This is a genomic window from Aeromonas sp. S12(2024) (assembly GCF_041402305.1).
GTDB classification, from domain to species: Bacteria; Pseudomonadota; Gammaproteobacteria; order Enterobacterales; family Aeromonadaceae; genus Aeromonas; species Aeromonas veronii.
In genome coordinates this window covers 93219-111244 of sequence record NZ_JBGLRB010000001.1, presented here as the reverse complement: position 1 = coordinate 111244, position 18026 = coordinate 93219, and the positions used below count along the sequence as shown (strand labels likewise).

Below are 18026 nucleotides of genomic sequence, written 5' to 3'. Positions count from 1 at the left end.
CTACTCTCCTTTCAAATAGGACCTGAGCCGGCGTTCAACCTGCAAGCCGTTTTCACCATGGGCTATAGCCAGCAGCCCTTCCAGGGTCATCTCCTGAAAGAGTGCATAGTGATAGTGAAATGCGCGTAGCCGGTTGGCGATAGGCAGGTAGATGAGGTTGGCAAACCCCACTCCATAGATGGTTGCCACAAATGCCACTGCGATCCCCGCCCCAAGTGCTGACGGGTCTTCGAGATGAAACATGGCCTGGATCAGGCCCAGCACGGCACCGATGATCCCGATGGTCGGACTGTACCCCCCCATGGCTTCAAATACCCTGGCGGCATGCTCATTGCGCTCCTGCTCGATATCGATATCGGCTTCGAGCAACATGCGAATATCCTCCGTGGAGACCCCATCGACAATCATACCAAGCCCTTGGCGGGTAAAGTTGTCTTCCTCCTGCTCGGCCTGATTTTCAAGGGCCAGCAGCCCTTGCTGGCGCGCAAAGACGGCCCATGACTGCAACCGTTCGGCCTGCGTCGCGAGATCCTGGCGGGGAGGGGTAAAAATCCATAACAGCTGGCGCAACGCCAGCAATATGTACTTGGCTGGAGTCTGCAACGTGACGGCACCGACGGTACCGCCCAGCACGATCAAAAAAGCAGGGCCGTCCACCAGCGTCAACAGGGAGCCGCCATGCCACAGTTGGGCAATGGCAATAGCCCCCAATGCCAGGAGCAGACCGAGCAAGCCCATGATTAGCGCCCCAACTCAACCAGAATACGCTGGGCCACCTTGTCCAGAGGGAGTGATTCGCTGGCAATCCCCGCTTTGGCTACTGCTTGGGGCATACCATATACCACGCAGGAAGCCTCATCCTGAGCCCAGATGGTTGATCCCTGCTCTTTCAGCAGTCTGGCGCCATCACGGCCATCAGCCCCCATACCGGTCAGCACAATCGCCAATACCTTGTCGGCATAGGTTTTTGCCGCAGAGGCAAAGGTGATGTCCACACAAGGCTTGTAATTTACCTTGTCGTTGCCATCCACGATGCGAATGCGGGCTCCTGCACCACGACCTTCCAGCAGCATCTGTTTGCCACCGGGAGCAAGGTAGGCATGCCCTGGTTTAAGCACATCGCCATCTTCCGCTTCCTTGACGCCAATCTGGCATAACCCGTTGAGACGGGCAGCAAACGCGGCAGTAAAAGTGGCTGGCATATGCTGGATAAGCAGGATGGGATGGGGAAAATCCCCAGGCAACTTGGTCAGCACATTTTGCAAAGCAACAGGTCCGCCGGTAGAAGTCCCGATCGCCACCAACTGATAACTCTTGCCACTGCGCTTGAATGAGGCACTTGGCACAGTGCGTTGCAGGTCAGGCTGACGATCTGAAGTTCTGAGCGCAGTGCTACCTAGCGGAGCACGAGCAACCGGTTCAGGTGCTTTGGGGCGAGCAGCGGATGTCATCAGGAAGCGCTTGCGGGAGATCTCCTTTACCCGCTGTTGCAACAGTCTGACCGCTTCATCTTTGTCTCTGGCAATGTCCTCAAACTTCTTGGGCAAGAAGTCGAGGGCTCCGGCGTCCAGCGCATCCAGCGTAGCCTTGGCCCCTTCATGGGTCAGGGAGGAGAACATCAGAATGGGGGTTGGGCACTTGGCCATGATCTCCCGCACCGCACTGATGCCATCCATCACGGGCATCTCTATGTCCATGGTGATCACATCAGGGCGCAGCGACATCGCCTTGTCCACCGCCTCACGTCCATTCTGGGCCGTATCAATCACCGTCAGCATGGGATCCTGATTGATGATCTCGCTCACCCGACGGCGAAAGAAGCTCGAATCGTCGACAACTAATACCTTGACTGCCATTGTTGTTTTTCTAACTCCTTGGGCCTGAGCTATTAATGTCTACGCGCATATGCTTTGAGCAGACTCGGCACATCCAAAATAAGAGCAATTCCGCCATCACTGGTAATGGTCGCCCCAGCCATGCCAGGGGTACCTTGCAGCAGGTTATCAAGTGGCTTGATCACTACCTCTTCCTGACCAATCAGGCTATCTACCACAAACCCGATTTGCTGAGTGCCAATCTGCACGATCACCACATGTCCGGTATCCTGACGTGAACGCTTGTTGGCGCCACGAATCAACCATTTATGCAGATAGAAGAGCGGTATCGCCTTCTCGCGCACAATGATGGTGAGCTGGCCATCAACCATGTTGGCCTTTTTCAGATCCAGATGGAAAATCTCGTTCACACAACCAAGGGGAAGTGCGAAGGTCTGCTCACCCACTTCCACCATCAGAGTCGGCAGAATGGCTAGCGTCAACGGAACCTTGATTTCAAGACGGGTACCTTTCCCCCAAGTGGAATCTATATGCACCGACCCATTGAGGCTGACAATGCTGGTTTTAACCACATCCATTCCGACACCACGGCCAGAGATATCAGAGATCTCGGCCTTGGTTGAAAAGCCCGGGGCAAAGATCAGGTTATAGGCATCGTTGTCGCTCATGCGAGCGGCAGTATCTGCATCCAGAACACCGCGACTGATGGCAATAGACTTGAGTTTCTCAGGATCCATCCCTGCCCCATCATCCTCGATGCAAAGCAGAATATGATCACCTTGCTGGGAGGCGCTAAGGGTGATTGTCCCTTGCCGCGGCTTGCCCGCTTTCTCTCGCACATCCGGCATTTCGACCCCGTGATCGCATGAGTTGCGAACAAGGTGAACCAGAGGATCGGCGAGCGCCTCTACCAGGTTTTTATCAAGATCGGTCTCTTCCCCCACCATCACCAGCTCAATCTCTTTCTTGAGGGTTCTGGCCAGGTCACGCACCACGCGCGGGAAACGACCAAATACCTTCTTGATTGGCTGCATGCGGGTTTTCATCACCGCACCTTGCAGGTCAGCCGTTACCACATCCAGATTGGCAACAGCCTTTGACATCTCTTCATCATTGCTGGCAATACCCAGGCTCACCAGCCGGTTACGAACCAGTACCAACTCACCTACCATGTTCATGATGACATCGAGGGTCTTGGTATCCACCCGCACCGTCGTATCGCTTTGCACGGCACTGTTTTCTGCTGGCGCAGGCGCAGCCTTGGCGGCAGGCGCTGGTGCCTTGGCTGCTTCAGCGGGTTTTGCGGGGGCTGCCGGTGCTGGTTTGGCAACAGGAGTGGCCGGTTTGGGCGGAGTCACCGCAGCAGGTGCGGCAGGTGCGGCAGGTGCGGCAGGTGCGGCAGGTGCGGCAGGTGCGGCAGGTGCGGCAGGTGCGGCAGGTGCGGCAGGTGCCATAGTACTCTGAGGCCCTTGACCACGACCATGCAATTCATCAAGCAGGCGTTCAAACTCATCATCATCGATAAGCTCGTCCACCTCTTTTTGCACCGATTTCAGAGGATTCACCTCTGGCGCCCCCATGTGCTGTCCCTGACCATGGAGTTGATCCAGCAAGGCCTCAAACTCATCATCGGTGATATCGCCAGAGCCACCAGCGATAGGCGCTGCTGCAACCGTCTTGGTCGGTGCCCCACCCACGCCGTGGAGCTCGTCCAGCAGGCGTTCAAATTCGTCTGCAGAAATTTCATCTATCGAGCCGCCGCCATTGACAGGAGCAGGCTCGCTGCTGGTGGCTGCGGGTTCAACAACTTCTGGAGCAACTTCTTCAACAACTACCGGTGCTGCAGGTTCAGATTCTACAGCCGCAGCCGCACTGGTAGCAGTGCGCAGTTGCTCTTCCCCTTCTGGCTTGCACAACTCATGGAGGTCATGAAGCAAATCATCTGACGCAGGGCTGGGGGCTTCGCGATTTTGAACCTGGGCGAACATGACATTGATGGCGTCCAGCGCTTGCAGGATCACATCCATCAGCTCCGCAGTAACGGTTCGCTTGCCATTACGCAAGATATCGAACACGTTTTCCGCACCGTGGCATACATCAACCAGTTCACCGAGCGACAGAAAACCTGCCCCCCCTTTCACGGTATGGAAACCGCGAAAGATAGCATTCAACAGGTTCTTGTCATCGGGCCGCTTTTCCAAGTCGACCAGTTGTTCAGACAACTGTTCCAATATTTCGGATGCTTCGACCAGAAAGTCTTGCAGTATGTCTTCATCAACTTCGAAGGCCATGCGTCACTCCATTAGAATCCCAAGCTAGACAGCAGATCGTCCACATCATCCTGACCATTGACCACATCGGCACGAGCCTCGGGGTTCATGATAGGGCCCTCTGCTTCAATCCCGTTGACAGGAATACTACGAGTTGAATGCTCAGCAGAAGCCTCACCAAACATGGTCAGCATTTCTATTAATTTTGTTTCAACTTCCTGAACAAGCTTGATGACCTTGCGGATCATCTGACCTGTCAAATCCTGAAAATCTTGTGCCATCAGGATTTCTGTCAGCAGTTGCCGTAATTTATCGGCATCAGACTCTGAAGCCTTAATAAAATCATCAAGTTGGTGACATAAGGATTTGAACTGCCCCACGCTCATGTCACGAGACATCAGGGCATTCCAGTTCGGCATCACCAGCTGGATATTGTCATTCAGGCGATCCGCTATCGGCAAACTGGCTTCCACCGCATCCATTGTGCGATTGGCCGCTTTGTCGGTCATATCGATAACGTAGCTCAAGCGCTCCCGAGCATCGGGAATATCATGAGTAGCCAAATCGGGAATACGGGGATCAAGGCGAAATTCTTGAAGTGAATCATGCAGTTGTCGGGTCAGCTGACCTACTTTTTCAAACAGATCGGCTGCGTTGGGGGCACATACTTCGGCAAGCAGTTCATCGGCCAGCTCAAATTCGCCTTGCTCCAGATGAGCAACAAGCATCCTTGCCTGGTCGAGCGAAATCATTGCTCTCGTTTTGGCCATCATCCCTGCAGCTCCTTAGCCAATTCGTTCGAAAATTTTGTCGAGTTTTTCTTTGAGCGTTGCTGCGGTGAAGGGCTTGACGATGTAACCATTGACGCCAGCTTGGGCGGCTTCAATGATCTGCTCACGTTTGGCTTCAGCGGTTACCATCAGTACCGGCAGATGCTTGAGCTTCTCATCGACACGGATGGCTTTAAGCAGGTCAATACCTTGCATGCCAGGCATGTTCCAGTCGGTAACTACAAACTGAAAATCACCATTTTTCAGCATCGGCAGCGCTGTATTGCCGTCATCCGCCTCATGGGTATTGTTGAATCCCAAGTCGCGCAGCAAGTTCTTGATAATCCGGCGCATCGTTGAAAAATCGTCAACAATGAGGATTTTCATGTTCTTGTCCAAAATTCCCTCCTAAATAGCCACCAGAGTGGCTCACTTACATGATGCTAAAAACGGGTTGTGTCGTGCGGATTATGCCTTAGAGTTTCATCTCAGTGTAGCCAGTACAAACACTTATAGATGCCAATCTCTCAAACGAGCACGCAATCTGTGCATTGCCTGACTGTGGATCTGGCTCACACGCGACTCGCTGACATTCAAAACCTCGCCAATTTCACGCAAATTCAGCTCTTCATCGTAGTAAAGAGAGAGAACCAAAGCTTCTCTCTCTGGTAGACGACCAATTTGCTCGGATAATTGAATCTGAAATCGCTCGGCAGCCAATTCATCGAATCCCGAGCCTGAAGGAGCATCATCGGGGTTGCCGATCACATCCTCGCTGACCCCCAGATCCTCGATACCGATAATTTTGCCGCAAGAGACGTCTTGCAGCATCGCATGGTAATCAGCGATGGAGACCCCCATCTCGGCAGCAACCTCGGTATCTCGCGCGTCACGCCCGTGAGTCTGCTCGACATTCTCGATCGCTTCTGCAATAGCGCGACTATTGCGATGCACTGAACGGGGCACCCAGTCACCACGCCGGATCTCATCCAGCATGGCGCCACGGATGCGGATCCCGGCATACGTCTCGAAGCTGGCCCCCTTGCTACCGTCAAAATTGCGGGAAGCTTCAAGCAGCCCAATCATACCTGCCTGGATCAGGTCATCCAGCAAGACACTGCTGGGCAGGCGAGCCAACAAATGCTGGGCAATTCGCTTGACCAGGGGAGCATGACGCTCCACCAGCACATAGGAATCCTGATGACGCAAGTACGCTTGGGCTTTATTCACGGGAACCTTCCTGTGTTGTGGCCGGTTTCTGCAACAAATTTTCCAGGAAAAACTCCAGATGGCCGCCCGGCTGGTTGGGAACCGGCCAGCTCGCCGCCTTGTTGGCAAGGGCCCGAAACGCCAGTGCGGCCGGCGACTTGGGAAACGCCTCGACAATCAGCTTCTGCTTGCGCACGGCGGCACGCAGATTGGTGTCATAAGGTACACAGGCGACCAGCTCCAGGGAGGTATCGAGGAAACGATCCGTGACCCGGGTCAGTTTGGCAAAGAGCTCCTGCCCTTCACGCAGACTGCGCACCATATTGGCCACCACCTTGAAACGAAACACGCCGTGATCCTTGGAGAGGATCTTGATGAGGGCGTAGGCATCGGTGATGGAGGTCGGCTCATCACAGACCACCACCATGATGTCTTGAGCTGCTCGGGTGAAGCTCAGCACCATGTCGGAGATCCCCGCAGCCGTATCCACCAGCAGGATGTCGACCTGGGTTTTCATCTCGCTAAAGGCACGGATAAGCTCGGCATGCTGCACCGGAGAAAGCTCGACCATGGACTGGGTGCCCGAGGTCGCAGGCACGATCATCATGCCGTAAGGGCCTTCAACGATGATATCGTCGATGGTGCATTCACCCGCCAGGACATGAGAGAGATTGCGATGAACCCGCAGCCCCAGCATGACGTCGACGTTGGCCAGACCCAGGTCGGCATCCAGCACCATCACCCGCTTGCCTTGGGCGGCCATGGCTCCGGCCACGTTCAGGGTCACGTTGGTCTTGCCCACGCCACCTTTACCACCGGAAACGGCGATTACTTTTACTCGATTGTTTTGACGCATTTTGCGCAGACCACTCGCCTGATCCATATACATGTTACTCATAAAACTCCGAATCTTCGGCCTCGCCAAAGCCTGCGCCCCAGAAATAGGGCTCCTCTGTTTCTCGCTCCAGCGAGCCCATGGCAGCCCCGACGAGCTGCGCCGCATTGGCAACCTGAATATCTTCCGGAACCCTTTGTCCGTCAGTGATATAGCTGATGGGCAATGAATTCTGGATACACACGTTAATCACTTCGCCAAGATTCAGACTTTCATCCAATTTGGTAAGTATGCAGCCGCTTAATGGAATACGCCGGAAATGGTCAACCGCTTCCTGCATCACCCGACGCTGGGAAGTTGCCGACATCACCAGATAACTGCGGATCCGTACCTTGGCATTCTTGACCAGGGTATCGAGCTGCTCGGTCAACCGGATATCCCGTTGGCCCACCCCGGCCGTATCGATAAGTACCAGCCGACGGTGGCGGAACTGATAAAGGGCATTGGCCAGCTCTTCGGCATCACGCACCTGCCGTACCGGGCAACCCATGATGCGGCCATAGGTCTGCAGCTGTTCATGGGCACCAATCCGGTAGTTGTCGGTGGTGATCAGCGCCACCTGTTCGGCGCCATACTTCATGGCGAAACGGGCAGCCAGCTTGGCGATGGTAGTGGTTTTGCCCACCCCGGTCGGACCAAGCAGCGCAACCGCGCCGCCCTGACGCATGATCTCGTCCTCACTGATCTTGAGCTGGGCAGTCAGCACCTCGGCCAACTGGGCCATCGCCTGATGGATGGACATATCTTCGGGGATCAGTCCCGCCAGTTGATCGGCAAAGGCATCATCAAAGCCGAGCTTCTTGAGCTCCTTGATCAACAGGGCCCGCATCGGTTCGCGGCGCTCCACCTCTTGCCACATCAGCCCGGAGATCTGGTGCTCCAGCAATTTGCGGATGCTGGCCATCTCCTTGCGCATCCCCTCCATCTCCTGATCCCGCTGGGCAGGTTGAGGGGCGCGCTGGCCTGAGGCAACCCGGGCCTTGGGCTTGGCAGGTTCCGGAGCGGCGCCCCACTGCCCCTGCTCGGCCAATGTTCTGGGCGCTGCATTGGCAGCAGCCAAACCGGCCGATTGGGTATTGCCCATTGGCGCCCCATTGCCCGGCTTGAGCTTCTGCTGGCGCGCCAGCAAGGCGGCCAGGGTATCGGCATAATGTTCGTTTTGCTCCTTCGCCGGCGTCGGCTCGGGGCGGATCATCTGCCGTGCAGCAGACGAAATATTGACGCTCTCATCGTTCAGCTGACGGCGAACCGGCGCATCTTTGGGCCCCGGAACCTGGGATTGATAATCGACTGCGGCGACTATCTCTACCCCTCCGGTGACCTTCTTGTTGGACATGATGACGGCGTCAGGCCCGAGAGTCTCCTTGACCTCGGCCAGAGCCGTTCGCATATCCTTGGCAAAAAACCGCTTAATCTTCACCCGTCGTCTCCGCTAACTAGTTCTGCCCTACCGCACTGACGATGCGGATCTGCTTGTCGTCGGGCACTTCCTGATAAGACAGAACGCGCAATCCAGGAATGGCATTCTTGACAAATTTCGCCAGGGTATTGCGCAAGATCCCCGATGTCAGAAGCACGGCCGGTTGGCCTTCCAATTCTTGTCGTTGAGTGGCTTCCACCAGCGAACGCTGCATCCGCTCAGCCAGACCCGGTTCAATACCGGCACCATCACCGCCACCAGCCTGCAGGGATTGATGCAATATACGTTCCAATTCCGGCGCCAAGGTAATCACCGGCAGCTCGGGATCGGGGCCTGCAATCTCCTGCACAATCAGGCGACGCAGGGCAATCCGGCAAGCGGCCGTGAGCACTTCCGGATCCGGACTGCGCGGCGCGTATTCAACCAGGGTCTGCAGGATAGTGCGCATATCGCGGATTGGCACGCCTTCATTGAGCAAATTCTGCAATACCTTCACAAGGTTACCCATGCTGATCACTTCCGGCACCAACCCTTCGACCAGCTTGCTCTGATGTTTGCCAATCATATCGAGCAGTTGTTGTACTTCGTCATGGCCCAGCAACAGAGCTGCATGGTTGGTCAGAATCTGGCTCAGATGGGTCGCCACCACGGTCGCGGTATCTACCACCGTATACCCCAGCGTCTGTGCCTGAGAGACCATCTCCTTGGCAACCCAGACCGCTTCCAGTCCGAAGGCGGGATCCCGGGTCGCTATTCCCTGGATCTGGCCGAACACCTGCCCCGGATTGATGGCCATCTCCTTATCATGGTAGACATTGGCCTCGCCGGTACTGACTCCCATCAAGGTGATGCGGTATTGGTTTGGCGCCAGATCCAGGTTGTCGCGAATGTGGACGGCAGGGACCAGAAAGCCCAGCTCTTGCGAGAGTTTCTTGCGCACCCCTTTGATCCGGTTGAGCAGTTCGCCACCCTGATTGCGATCTACCAGCGGGATCAGCTGATAACCCACTTCCAGCCCGATGATGTCCACCGGCATCACATCGTCCCAGCTCAGCTCTTTCTGCTCATGAGGCTGCTCAGCTGTAGCAGGCAGCAGCTCTCCCTTGGCTGCTTTGGCGGCCGCCAGTTTCTCGCGGCGCAGCAACCACCAGGCGCCGGCGGCGGCGAGAGCCCCCAGACTCAGGAAGGCGAAATGCGGCATCCCCGGCACCAGTCCCATCATCAGCAGAATACCGGCGGAGATGATCAGGGCTTTGGGATTGTCAAACAGCTGACCCAGCACCGCAGTTCCCATGTCCTGATCGGTATTCTGACGGGTCACTATGATGGCGGCGGCGATGGAGAGCAGCAGGGAGGGGATCTGCGCCACCAGACCGTCACCGATGGCCAACAGGGTATAGATCTCGGCAGATTCGCTGAAGGTCAGCTGGTGCTGCATCATCCCGATGATGAAGCCGCCGATGATGTTGATAAAGAGGATCATGATGCCGGCAATGGCATCCCCTTTGACAAACTTGGAGGCACCATCCATGGAGCCGTAGAAGTCAGCTTCCTGGGTTACATCCTGACGACGCTTCTTCGCCTCTTCCTGATTGATGAGACCGGCGTTCAAATCGGCATCGATGGCCATCTGTTTGCCCGGCATCGCATCAAGGGTAAAACGGGCACTCACTTCCGCGATCCGTCCGGCCCCCTTGGTAATGACCACAAAGTTGATGATCATCAGGATGGTGAAAACGATGATGCCGACCGCATAGTTGCCGCCGATCACCACATTACCGAACGCCTCGATCACATGGCCGGCCGCCGCACTACCATTGTGACCTTCCAGCAACACCACCCGGGTCGAGGCGACGTTCAACGCCAACCGCAGCAAGGTAGCGAGCAGCAGTACGGTCGGGAAGGCAGCGAATTCGAGGGGACGGCGGGTATAAACGGATACCAGCAGCACCACGATGGAGAGGGCAATGTTAAAGGAGAAGAGCACGTCCAGCATCAGCGGCGGGATGGGTAACACCACCATGCCGAGCGCGGCCAATACCAGCAGAGGGGTACCAAGGCCTTTGCCCAAAACTCCCCGGTACTCTTTGAACTGGCCCAATACTGCCTTGAATTCCATCGCGCTTCTCAATTTCAACCTGCTGGTACCAGATTAAAGCAAACATCAAGCCAACAATGCAAGACATTGAAATACAATGGATTTATTTTGACTACGTCAGAACTTTGTCATTTGCGATATTCGGTCGGAATGGGGAGATCTTTAGCCAGCGGCTGGGGACGGCGCCCCTGACCACGGCGGAATTTCTTGAGCTGGAAGACATAGGCGAGCACCTGGGCAACCGCCGCAAACAGTCCTTCCGGGATCTCGTGGCCCAACTCGGTTGAGTGGTAAATAGCCCGGGTCAAGGCTGGTGACGGCATGATGGGGATCTCGTACTCTCTGGCGATCTCCCTGATCTTCATTGCAATTTCATCGGTGCCCTTGGCCACGACCTTGGGCGCGGCACCGGGCTTGCCGGCATCATACTTGAGCGCTACCGAGTAATGAGTCGGGTTGGTGATCACCACATCGGCCTTGGGTACATCCCCCATCATCCGGCGCATCGCCATCTGCATCTGCAACTGACGGATCTTGCCCTTTACCTCGGGCTTGCCTTCGCTGTCCCTGAACTCGTCCTTGACCTCCTGCTTGGTCATCTTGAGCTGACGCATGTGGTTCCACTGCTGGAACGGCACATCGATGGCCACGATGGGGAGCAGGGCGCAGCAGAGGATGATCAACATCCAGAGAAACAACTCCAGCGCATCGATAATACCGCCGGGGAAACCCTCCATGGATAGGTTGAGCAGGTGATTAAACTGACTTGATAACATCCACCAGGCAAACAGGGTGATGAACACCACCTTGGCGATGGATTTGACCAGCTCAATCAGCGACTGCACCCCGAACATTCGCTTGAGGCCGCTGAGCGGGCTCAGCTTGCTCATCTTGGGCATCATGGCTTCGGTGGAGAAGTTCATCCCCCCCATCAGGGTGTTGCCGATAAAAGCGGCAATCGCCACCAGCGCAAACAAGAGTCCCAGCGGAAGCACCAGTTCCCCCAGCAGCGCCGGCACCATAGCGATCATGGCATTGGGATCGAAAGCCTGCTCCCTGTCCAGGGTAAAGCCCATGGTGACTACCTTGATCATGGCAGTCGCCAGCGAGCCCTTGAGCATCAACAGGCCCAAGACCGCCGAGAGCAACACGCTGGCGGTTCCCAACTCTTTTGAACGTGCAATCTGCCCTTTTTCACGGGCCTGTTGCAGTCGTTTGCCCGTGGGTTGTTCGGTACGTTCCTGGTCGGTATCAGCCATGAGCGCCCCCGAAGCACTGGGTGTTGATCAGCTCGCAGCTGACCTCCTGCACCCGCTCCCACATGATGTCGAAGTGGCCGAGGAACCCGCCGATAGTGAGCCAGAGGATGAGCAGACCCGACATCATGCTGACCGCAAAACCGATACTGAAAATGTTGAGTTGCGGCGCCGCCCGGGTCATGACACCAAAGGCGAAGTTGATTAAGAGCAAGGCGACGATGGCTGAAAGCGACATCACCAAAGCAGCCTGATACATCACACCCAGAAACGCACTCAGGGTTTTCATGGATGAAACCGAGAGGCCGTGCTCGGAGACAGGCAGTGTCTCGAAACTAAGAATGACCAGCCTCAGCATCACCAGATGACCATCCAGCGCCAGAAACACCAGGGTCGCCAGCATCAGATAAAACTGACCCACCACGGGGGCCGACTGGCCATTCATCGGATCCACCAGGGTGGCAAAGCCGAGGCTGGTTTGCATGGCGATGACCTGACCGGCCATCACGAAGCTCTCCATCAGAAACTGGGTCATCAGGCCGAGGGCAATACCGATGAGCAGCTGCTGGCCCAATACCAGAAAGCTGCCGACCGAGAAGAGTTCAATGGGGGGCATTTTCGGAAGCAGCGGGGCAATCAGAAAGGTGATGGCCAAAGCCAGCCCCATCCGTACCCGCGCAGGAGCAAGGCGGCTGCCGAACACCGCCATCACCATCAGCAGGCTGCTCACCCGCGCCAGCGGCCAGAGGATGGAAGACAACCACTCCATGATCAGAGCGGTTGTGTAGGTCATCCCACCACCTCGGGAATTTGATTGACCATCAGTATGAAGAAGTCCATCAGACTCTGCATTCCCCAGTGAGCACCAATTCCCAGGGCCAGCAGGGTCACGATAAGACGGGGCAGAAAGCTCAGGGTCTGTTCGTTGATGGAGGTGGCCGCCTGAAAAATGGCTACCACCAGCCCGATAGCGAGGCTGGGCAGGATCACGGCGCTGACCATGATATTGACCAGCCAGAGCGCCTCGCGAAAGACGTCGACAAAGGTTTCAGGACTCATGTTCGGGCTCCTTGCGCTCGACCGGCTAACCAGCACCCAGTCCGAAACTGTTGGCCAACGACCCCAGAATGAGATTCCAGCCATCCACCATCACGAACAGCATCAACTTGAAGGGCAGCGAGACGATCATCGGCGAGAGCATCATCATCCCCATCGCCATCAGAATACTGGCGACCACCAGATCGATGACCAGAAATGGCAAGAACAGCATAAAACCAATCTGGAAGGCGGTTTTCAGCTCGCTGGTGACAAACGCCGGGATCAGCACCCGTAGCGGCACATCGGCAGGTTTCTCCACCTGCACGTTGGCGATCTCCATAAAGGTGTTGAGATCCTTGATCCGGGTCTGGGCCAGCATGAACTGATGGATGGGCAACTCGGCCCGCTCCAGCGCCTCCTTTGCCTGAATGGTCTCGGCCAGATAGGGCTGCAACGCCTCATCATTGATGCGATCCAGCACCGGCGACATGATGAAGAACGACATGAACAGGGCGATGCCGATCAACACCTGGTTGGAGGGACTCTGTTGCAGACCGATCGCCTGGCGCAAGATACCCAACACCACAATGATGCGGGTAAACGAGGTCATCATGATCACCATGGCCGGCAAGAAGGAGAGCGCGGTCATCAGCGCCAGTACTTGCAGGGTCAGGCTGTACTCCTGAGAGCCATCCCCCATGGTCTTGACGGTCACCGCCGACATGGCGTCCTGTGCCAGCGCAGGCCAGGAGCAAAACAGTGGTATCAGCAGGCTGACCAGCAGCCCCGTTTTCAGCCATAAGCCGTTAGCTTTTTTCATGCTTGCCCATCAATTTGCCAAGCTGCTGGGAAAACGCCTGCGGCTGGTTTTCGTCCAGCGGCTCCTCCAGCCGGTAGAGAAAGTTGACCTGCTGCGGTGTTACGCCGACCAGCAGTTGCTGTTCGCCCACCTTGACCACCAGCAGCTTCTCTTTGTAACCCACCGGCAACGAGGCGATGACCCGCATCTGGCCGCCCCCCATGGCGGTCGCCAGCTTGCTCTTCTTGAGCAGAAAGCCCAGCACCAGAATGAGACCAATCACCATCAGACTGGAGAGCAACCAGGAGCTCAGACTAGGCACGTTGGCAGATGCCGCTGTCTCGGCAAAGGCCGGAACAGGCAGCAATAACAACAGGAGGCGCATCATTTGAGCTTCTTGATCCGTTCAATCTGGCTGATGACGTCAGTCAGGCGGATACCGAACTTGTCGTTCACCACCACCACCTCGCCGTGAGCGATCAGGGTACCGTTGACCAAGACATCCAGCGGCTCGCCTGCAACCCGATCCAGCTCCACCACCGAGCCCTGGTTCAACTGCAACAGGTTGCGGATGCTGATCTGGCTGCGGCCCACCTCCATGGCGATAGTGACCGGAATATCGAGAATGGTGTCGAGCTTGCGACGCTCCTCGGCACTGATGGGGGCATCATCTTTCAACTCTTCCAGCGGGGCTGGCTTGGCTTCCGCCGTCACCTGCTCCTCCAGAGCCGCAGCCCAGGCATCAGCCATCAGATCCTCTTCCTCAGTTCCGCTCATCTTGTTTCCTTATGCTACTTCGTGACCGTTTACCGTAATAAACCGTCAATTATCGCTGTTGATCTTCGATACTGCGCTCGAGCTCTTCCAGCTCGGCCTCGCCATCAATTCGTACCCCGCCCCGGGTCACCAGATGCATCTCCGTCTTGACCCCTTCCGGACGTTTGAGCTTGTCGGTGATCTTGAGCGCCACATTATCCTTGGTGCGGCCCATCTTGGCGTGGAAAGTGGGCAAGTCCTCGACAAAAACCAGCAGATTTTCCGGCATATCGACCGGAATGATATCGCCAGGTCGCAGCTCCATCAGCTCACGCAAAGTGAGTTCGGTCTCCAGCAGCTTGGCGCGCAGCTCCACCTTGACGTCCATGATCTCGTCACGCAGCGCCTTGCTCCAGCGTACGTCGGTATCCCCCTTGTCACTCTGCACACCGGCATCCAGCAGCTCACGGATCGGCTCCAGCATGGAGTAGGGCATCGCCACGTGGAAGTCGCCGCCGCCACCATCGAGCTCGATGTGGAACGAGCTGACCACGATCACCTCGGTCGGGCTGACGATGTTGGCCATCGCCGGGTTCACTTCGGAGTCGAGATACTCGAACCCCACGTCCATCACCGGCGCCCAGGCATCCTTGTAATCCTCAAACACCAGTTTGAGCAGCATCTGGATAATGCGCCGTTCGGTCGGGGTAAATTCGCGCCCTTCAATCTTGGCGTGATAACGGCCATCGCCACCGAAGAAGTTCTCTACCAGGATGAAGACCAGTCGAGCCTCCATGGTGATGAGTGCCGTCCCCTTGAGCGGGCGGAAGCGCACCATGTTGAGACTGGTCGGCACAAACAGGGTATGAACATACTCGCCAAACTTGAGCATCTGCACGCCGTTGATGGAGACCTCAGCGGTACGACGCATCATGTTGAACAGGCTGATCCGCATATGGCGGGCGAAACGTTCATTCACCAGCTCCAGCGTCGGCATGCGACCACGGACGATGCGGTCCTGGGAGGAGAAGTCAAACTGGGCTACGCCGGGGTCTCCAGCGCCGCCTATCTCTTCCTCTTCGACATCATCGACACCGTGCAAGAGGGCATCAATTTCGTCCTGACTTAACAGATCGCTCACGCTTCACCTACTGCATTACAAAGCCGGTAAACAGCACTTGTTCGATAACGGGGGAAGAGACCAGGTCCTTGAGCACCCGACGGCACTCTTCCAGTGAATCCTTGCGCAGCTTCTCCTTGCCTTCAAAGGTCATCAGCTGTTCGGCACTGGCTGCACTGAATACCCGCAACAAGGTGCCTTCAATCAGGGGGATATTCTGTTTGGCCAGCGTCTCGTCGGCGGTACCGCGCACCATCAGCTGGATCTTGATCTGCACCAGTCGATCTCGCTGGGCACCTGCAACGTTGAAGACAAAGGGGCGCGGCATACCGACATAGAGGGAAGGTTTAGGCGCTTCCTCCTTGGGTGCAGCCTCGGCACCTTCCGCCGCTTCAGCGGGCGGTTTATCGGAGCCGGAGAGCATCAGGAAGGCGCCAGCACCACCACCGCCCAGCAAAATTACCGCCAGGGCAATGATAATGATCAGCTTCTTTTTCTTGCCCGCAGCCGGGTCTTTTAGCGTCAACTCGTTATCGTCAGCCATCCCTTGTCCACCCTAGTCTCAAACTTGTTCGATATCATAAACTTACTCGGGATTGCATCAAGCATAGAAATCAATTCCGGAACCGTTTGTCGATTCCACCAGCAAACTGGGGTTGGATGTGGTGAGCTCCCCTTCAACCAGCCCGTTACCGGACCGCGGCTGACCACTACTCTGCCCCTGCCCGTTAGAGGTGGGCTGGCCCTGTTGCTGCTGTTGTTGCGACTGCTGCTGCACCTGCGTCTGACCAAGCTGGATCCCCTGCCCTGCCAGCATGTCACGCAGCCGGGGCATCGCCTGCTCCAGCATCTCGCGGGTCTGTCCATGTTGTACCACAAAATGGACGTTGGCCTGGCTGTCGGACCCCATATGGATCTGGATCTTCATCTTGCCAAGGCCGAGGGGGTCGAGCTGAATTTCCGCCTGTTGCAGTTTTTCGGCCAGCATCACATTGACCTTCTGGTGTAATTCGGCAGGCGCTTCCTGACTGGCCAGTTTCAAATGGGGTAAATTCTGCGGCTCACGGCGCAGCGTTGTCTCAGCGGCGGGCGCCCGGCTATCGGCTACCTGTGGCTGAGTTTGGCTGTTCTGGCCATGCTGAACAGTCTGGTTCTGGCTGCTCTCACCGCTCGATGTCGCCGCAACCAGGCTCTTCTCCGCCTCACCGGCCTTCGGTTTTACCTCAAGCGAAACCGCTTTGCGCACCTCGTCGGTGCCGGTCACTTCCATCTGCTTGATGCCGGCTGAAATGGTCGACAGCGGCGCTTGCGGCCCTTGAGATTCAGCCTGTGCCAACACCTGCTGCGGCGCCACCATCACGGGGGCGGCAGCACTATCGCTCTGAGCCGTCGCAGTTGCCGTTACGCTGCTCTGGGCTGCGGCACTTTCTGCGGCACTTTGCGCCGTCGTCACGGGCGCCGAACCTTGATTGGCGGCGGTGGCTGGCTGCAGGCTTCCCTCGGCAACACTCTTTTCTGCCCCCTTGCCAGCTACCCCACTTCCATCCGCAGTTGCTGAAGTAGTTGCAGCGCCCGCCTCAGACTGCTTGAGCCCCTCGCTGAAGGCCTTGAGCGCAGCCCCCTGAGTCGCGGCTTGCGTCGCCTGCCCCTTGTTAGTCAAAGCATTGCTGGCGGCGGGATCGGATTTGCTGTCGCCAGCCTCTTTTGCAGCGAGAGACTCCGCGGATTTGGCGGTGTTTGCCGACTCATCGACCGGCAGCACCTTGGCCAGCTGAGCCATCCGCTCGGCCCCCGTGAGGGGCTTGGAGTGCTTGCCATCTGCTCCGAGGGTTTCGCCCTTGGCAGAGGCTTTCTCCCCGGCCTGCCCATCCGCAGTAGTGGCGGCATCTTCACCTTCAGAGGAGAGAACGGCAGCAGAGGCATCGCCCTTCGCCACCACTCGCGCCGCTGAGGACGATACCGTGGTATCAAGAGTCGAGTTGGCGGTCGTCGCCAACGGCGACTGCGCCCCGGTCTGACCAGCAAGCTGTTGGGCAATCCTGGCTGCGGCTGGGGTCTGCTCGCTTTCATCAAGCGCAATCCCCTCCAGCTCACCCTCTTGCGGCAACGGATTGCCGTCTACCGCAGTGGCGGTCTGTTGGGCCGCCACCGCCAGCTGGGGAGTCACTAGCGAGGTATCGAGCTTGAGGGAGTCTTGCAGGCGCAGTAGAAAGTCGGTGGCAGGGACCTCCTCCACCTTGTTGTCGGCGTCAGGATCCTGCTCCTTGCCGGTCTCCTCTTTGGGAGAGGCGCTCTCGGTCGCCAAAGATTTGGCTGATCGGACATGGTTACCGCCCTGAGTGGCCTCGGCGGCGCCCTGTTCGCTGTTCCGGGCCTTGGCAATCAGGGTGGCGAAATCACCCTTGCTGTCGCTACCGGTTCCCCCATCGATACTTTTGCTCTCGACGGAACCGCTCAGAGGCGCTTTGTCCAACCCGTTGGCCGCAGCCGAAGGCGTTTGTGTCAACAGTGTCTGCATCATGATGGGATCCCTGAATTCTGGTGGCCCCCAAAGAGATGG

Annotated in this window: 18 protein-coding genes; all 18 read right to left on the bottom strand. The window is 56.9% G+C overall.

Going from position 1 to position 18026, the window contains the following annotated elements:
• On the bottom strand, positions 1–738 hold the full coding sequence (locus tag ACB035_RS00515) for a flagellar motor protein (protein ID WP_043820924.1): 738 nt from the start codon (positions 736–738) through the stop codon (positions 1–3).
• A 2-nt stretch (positions 739–740) separates the two neighbouring features.
• Entirely contained in the window at positions 741–1856 is a 1116-nt protein-coding gene (locus tag ACB035_RS00510) for a chemotaxis response regulator protein-glutamate methylesterase (protein WP_100645386.1), read from the bottom strand.
• A 32-nt stretch (positions 1857–1888) separates the two neighbouring features.
• Positions 1889–4126 (bottom strand): chemotaxis protein CheA, encoded by a 2238-nt coding sequence (locus tag ACB035_RS00505; protein ID WP_371166417.1) that lies wholly within the window; start codon positions 4124–4126, stop codon positions 1889–1891.
• 11 nt (positions 4127–4137) lie between these two features.
• Positions 4138–4878 (bottom strand): protein phosphatase CheZ, encoded by a 741-nt coding sequence (locus tag ACB035_RS00500; protein WP_005353668.1) that lies wholly within the window; start codon positions 4876–4878, stop codon positions 4138–4140.
• A gap of 12 nt (positions 4879–4890) precedes the next feature.
• Positions 4891–5274, bottom strand: a complete 384-nt coding sequence (cheY, locus tag ACB035_RS00495; protein WP_013723552.1) for a chemotaxis response regulator CheY — start codon at positions 5272–5274, stop codon at positions 4891–4893.
• A gap of 111 nt (positions 5275–5385) precedes the next feature.
• Positions 5386–6105, bottom strand: coding sequence for an RNA polymerase sigma factor FliA (locus ACB035_RS00490; protein WP_019444723.1), 720 nt, complete (start codon positions 6103–6105; stop codon positions 5386–5388).
• Entirely contained in the window at positions 6098–6940 is an 843-nt protein-coding gene (locus tag ACB035_RS00485) for a MinD/ParA family protein (RefSeq protein ID WP_370510289.1), read from the bottom strand. The genes ACB035_RS00490 and ACB035_RS00485 overlap by 8 nt, the downstream gene beginning before the upstream one ends.
• Positions 6941–6974: 34 nt before the next feature.
• Positions 6975–8399, bottom strand: coding sequence for a flagellar biosynthesis protein FlhF (flhF, locus tag ACB035_RS00480; protein ID WP_069529541.1), 1425 nt, complete (start codon positions 8397–8399; stop codon positions 6975–6977).
• Positions 8400–8415: 16 nt separating this feature from the next.
• Positions 8416–10518, bottom strand: coding sequence for a flagellar biosynthesis protein FlhA (gene flhA, locus ACB035_RS00475; protein ID WP_005353675.1), 2103 nt, complete (start codon positions 10516–10518; stop codon positions 8416–8418).
• 107 nt (positions 10519–10625) lie between these two features.
• On the bottom strand, positions 10626–11756 hold the full coding sequence (flhB, locus tag ACB035_RS00470; protein WP_371166416.1) for a flagellar biosynthesis protein FlhB: 1131 nt from the start codon (positions 11754–11756) through the stop codon (positions 10626–10628).
• Positions 11749–12546 (bottom strand): flagellar biosynthetic protein FliR, encoded by a 798-nt coding sequence (gene fliR, locus ACB035_RS00465; protein WP_058055733.1) that lies wholly within the window; start codon positions 12544–12546, stop codon positions 11749–11751. Before fliR ends, flhB begins: the two co-directional genes overlap by 8 nt.
• Positions 12543–12812 (bottom strand): flagellar biosynthesis protein FliQ, encoded by a 270-nt coding sequence (fliQ, locus tag ACB035_RS00460; RefSeq protein ID WP_005334727.1) that lies wholly within the window; start codon positions 12810–12812, stop codon positions 12543–12545. The genes fliR and fliQ overlap by 4 nt, the downstream gene beginning before the upstream one ends.
• A 25-nt stretch (positions 12813–12837) precedes the next feature.
• Positions 12838–13611, bottom strand: coding sequence for a flagellar type III secretion system pore protein FliP (gene fliP, locus ACB035_RS00455; RefSeq protein ID WP_005334729.1), 774 nt, complete (start codon positions 13609–13611; stop codon positions 12838–12840).
• Entirely contained in the window at positions 13598–13978 is a 381-nt protein-coding gene (fliO, locus tag ACB035_RS00450; protein WP_005362049.1) for a flagellar biosynthetic protein FliO, read from the bottom strand. Before fliO ends, fliP begins: the two co-directional genes overlap by 14 nt.
• Positions 13975–14367 (bottom strand): flagellar motor switch protein FliN, encoded by a 393-nt coding sequence (gene fliN / locus ACB035_RS00445; protein ID WP_005298791.1) that lies wholly within the window; start codon positions 14365–14367, stop codon positions 13975–13977. The genes fliO and fliN overlap by 4 nt, the downstream gene beginning before the upstream one ends.
• Before the next feature lie 49 nt (positions 14368–14416).
• Positions 14417–15487, bottom strand: coding sequence for a flagellar motor switch protein FliM (gene fliM / locus ACB035_RS00440; protein WP_005334736.1), 1071 nt, complete (start codon positions 15485–15487; stop codon positions 14417–14419).
• A gap of 7 nt (positions 15488–15494) precedes the next feature.
• Positions 15495–16010: a flagellar basal body-associated protein FliL gene (gene fliL / locus ACB035_RS00435; RefSeq protein ID WP_005334744.1), complete on the bottom strand. Its 516-nt coding sequence runs from the start codon at positions 16008–16010 to the stop codon at positions 15495–15497.
• 57 nt (positions 16011–16067) lie between these two features.
• Complete coding sequence (locus ACB035_RS00430) at positions 16068–17987, bottom strand: flagellar hook-length control protein FliK (protein WP_371166415.1); 1920 nt, start codon at positions 17985–17987, stop codon at positions 16068–16070.
• Between the last annotated feature and the right edge of the window lie 39 nt (positions 17988–18026).

Coding starts and splice junctions, on each gene's coding strand:
- flhA (WP_005353675.1), bottom strand. CDS start 10,518: ATGGAATTCAAGGCAGTATTGGGCCAGTTCAAAGAGTACCGGGGAGTT.
- fliQ (WP_005334727.1), bottom strand. CDS start 12,812: ATGAGTCCTGAAACCTTTGTCGACGTCTTTCGCGAGGCGCTCTGGCTG.
- ACB035_RS00485 (WP_370510289.1), bottom strand. CDS start 6,940: ATGCGTCAAAACAATCGAGTAAAAGTAATCGCCGTTTCCGGTGGTAAA.
- fliL (WP_005334744.1), bottom strand. CDS start 16,010: ATGGCTGACGATAACGAGTTGACGCTAAAAGACCCGGCTGCGGGCAAG.
- fliN (WP_005298791.1), bottom strand. CDS start 14,367: ATGAGCGGAACTGAGGAAGAGGATCTGATGGCTGATGCCTGGGCTGCG.
- ACB035_RS00430 (WP_371166415.1), bottom strand. CDS start 17,987: ATGATGCAGACACTGTTGACACAAACGCCTTCGGCTGCGGCCAACGGG.
- ACB035_RS00505 (WP_371166417.1), bottom strand. CDS start 4,126: ATGGCCTTCGAAGTTGATGAAGACATACTGCAAGACTTTCTGGTCGAA.
- fliP (WP_005334729.1), bottom strand. CDS start 13,611: ATGAAAAAAGCTAACGGCTTATGGCTGAAAACGGGGCTGCTGGTCAGC.
- flhB (WP_371166416.1), bottom strand. CDS start 11,756: ATGGCTGATACCGACCAGGAACGTACCGAACAACCCACGGGCAAACGA.
- fliO (WP_005362049.1), bottom strand. CDS start 13,978: ATGATGCGCCTCCTGTTGTTATTGCTGCCTGTTCCGGCCTTTGCCGAG.
- ACB035_RS00510 (WP_100645386.1), bottom strand. CDS start 1,856: ATGGCAGTCAAGGTATTAGTTGTCGACGATTCGAGCTTCTTTCGCCGT.
- ACB035_RS00515 (WP_043820924.1), bottom strand. CDS start 738: ATGGGCTTGCTCGGTCTGCTCCTGGCATTGGGGGCTATTGCCATTGCC.
- ACB035_RS00500 (WP_005353668.1), bottom strand. CDS start 4,878: ATGATGGCCAAAACGAGAGCAATGATTTCGCTCGACCAGGCAAGGATG.
- fliR (WP_058055733.1), bottom strand. CDS start 12,546: ATGACCTACACAACCGCTCTGATCATGGAGTGGTTGTCTTCCATCCTC.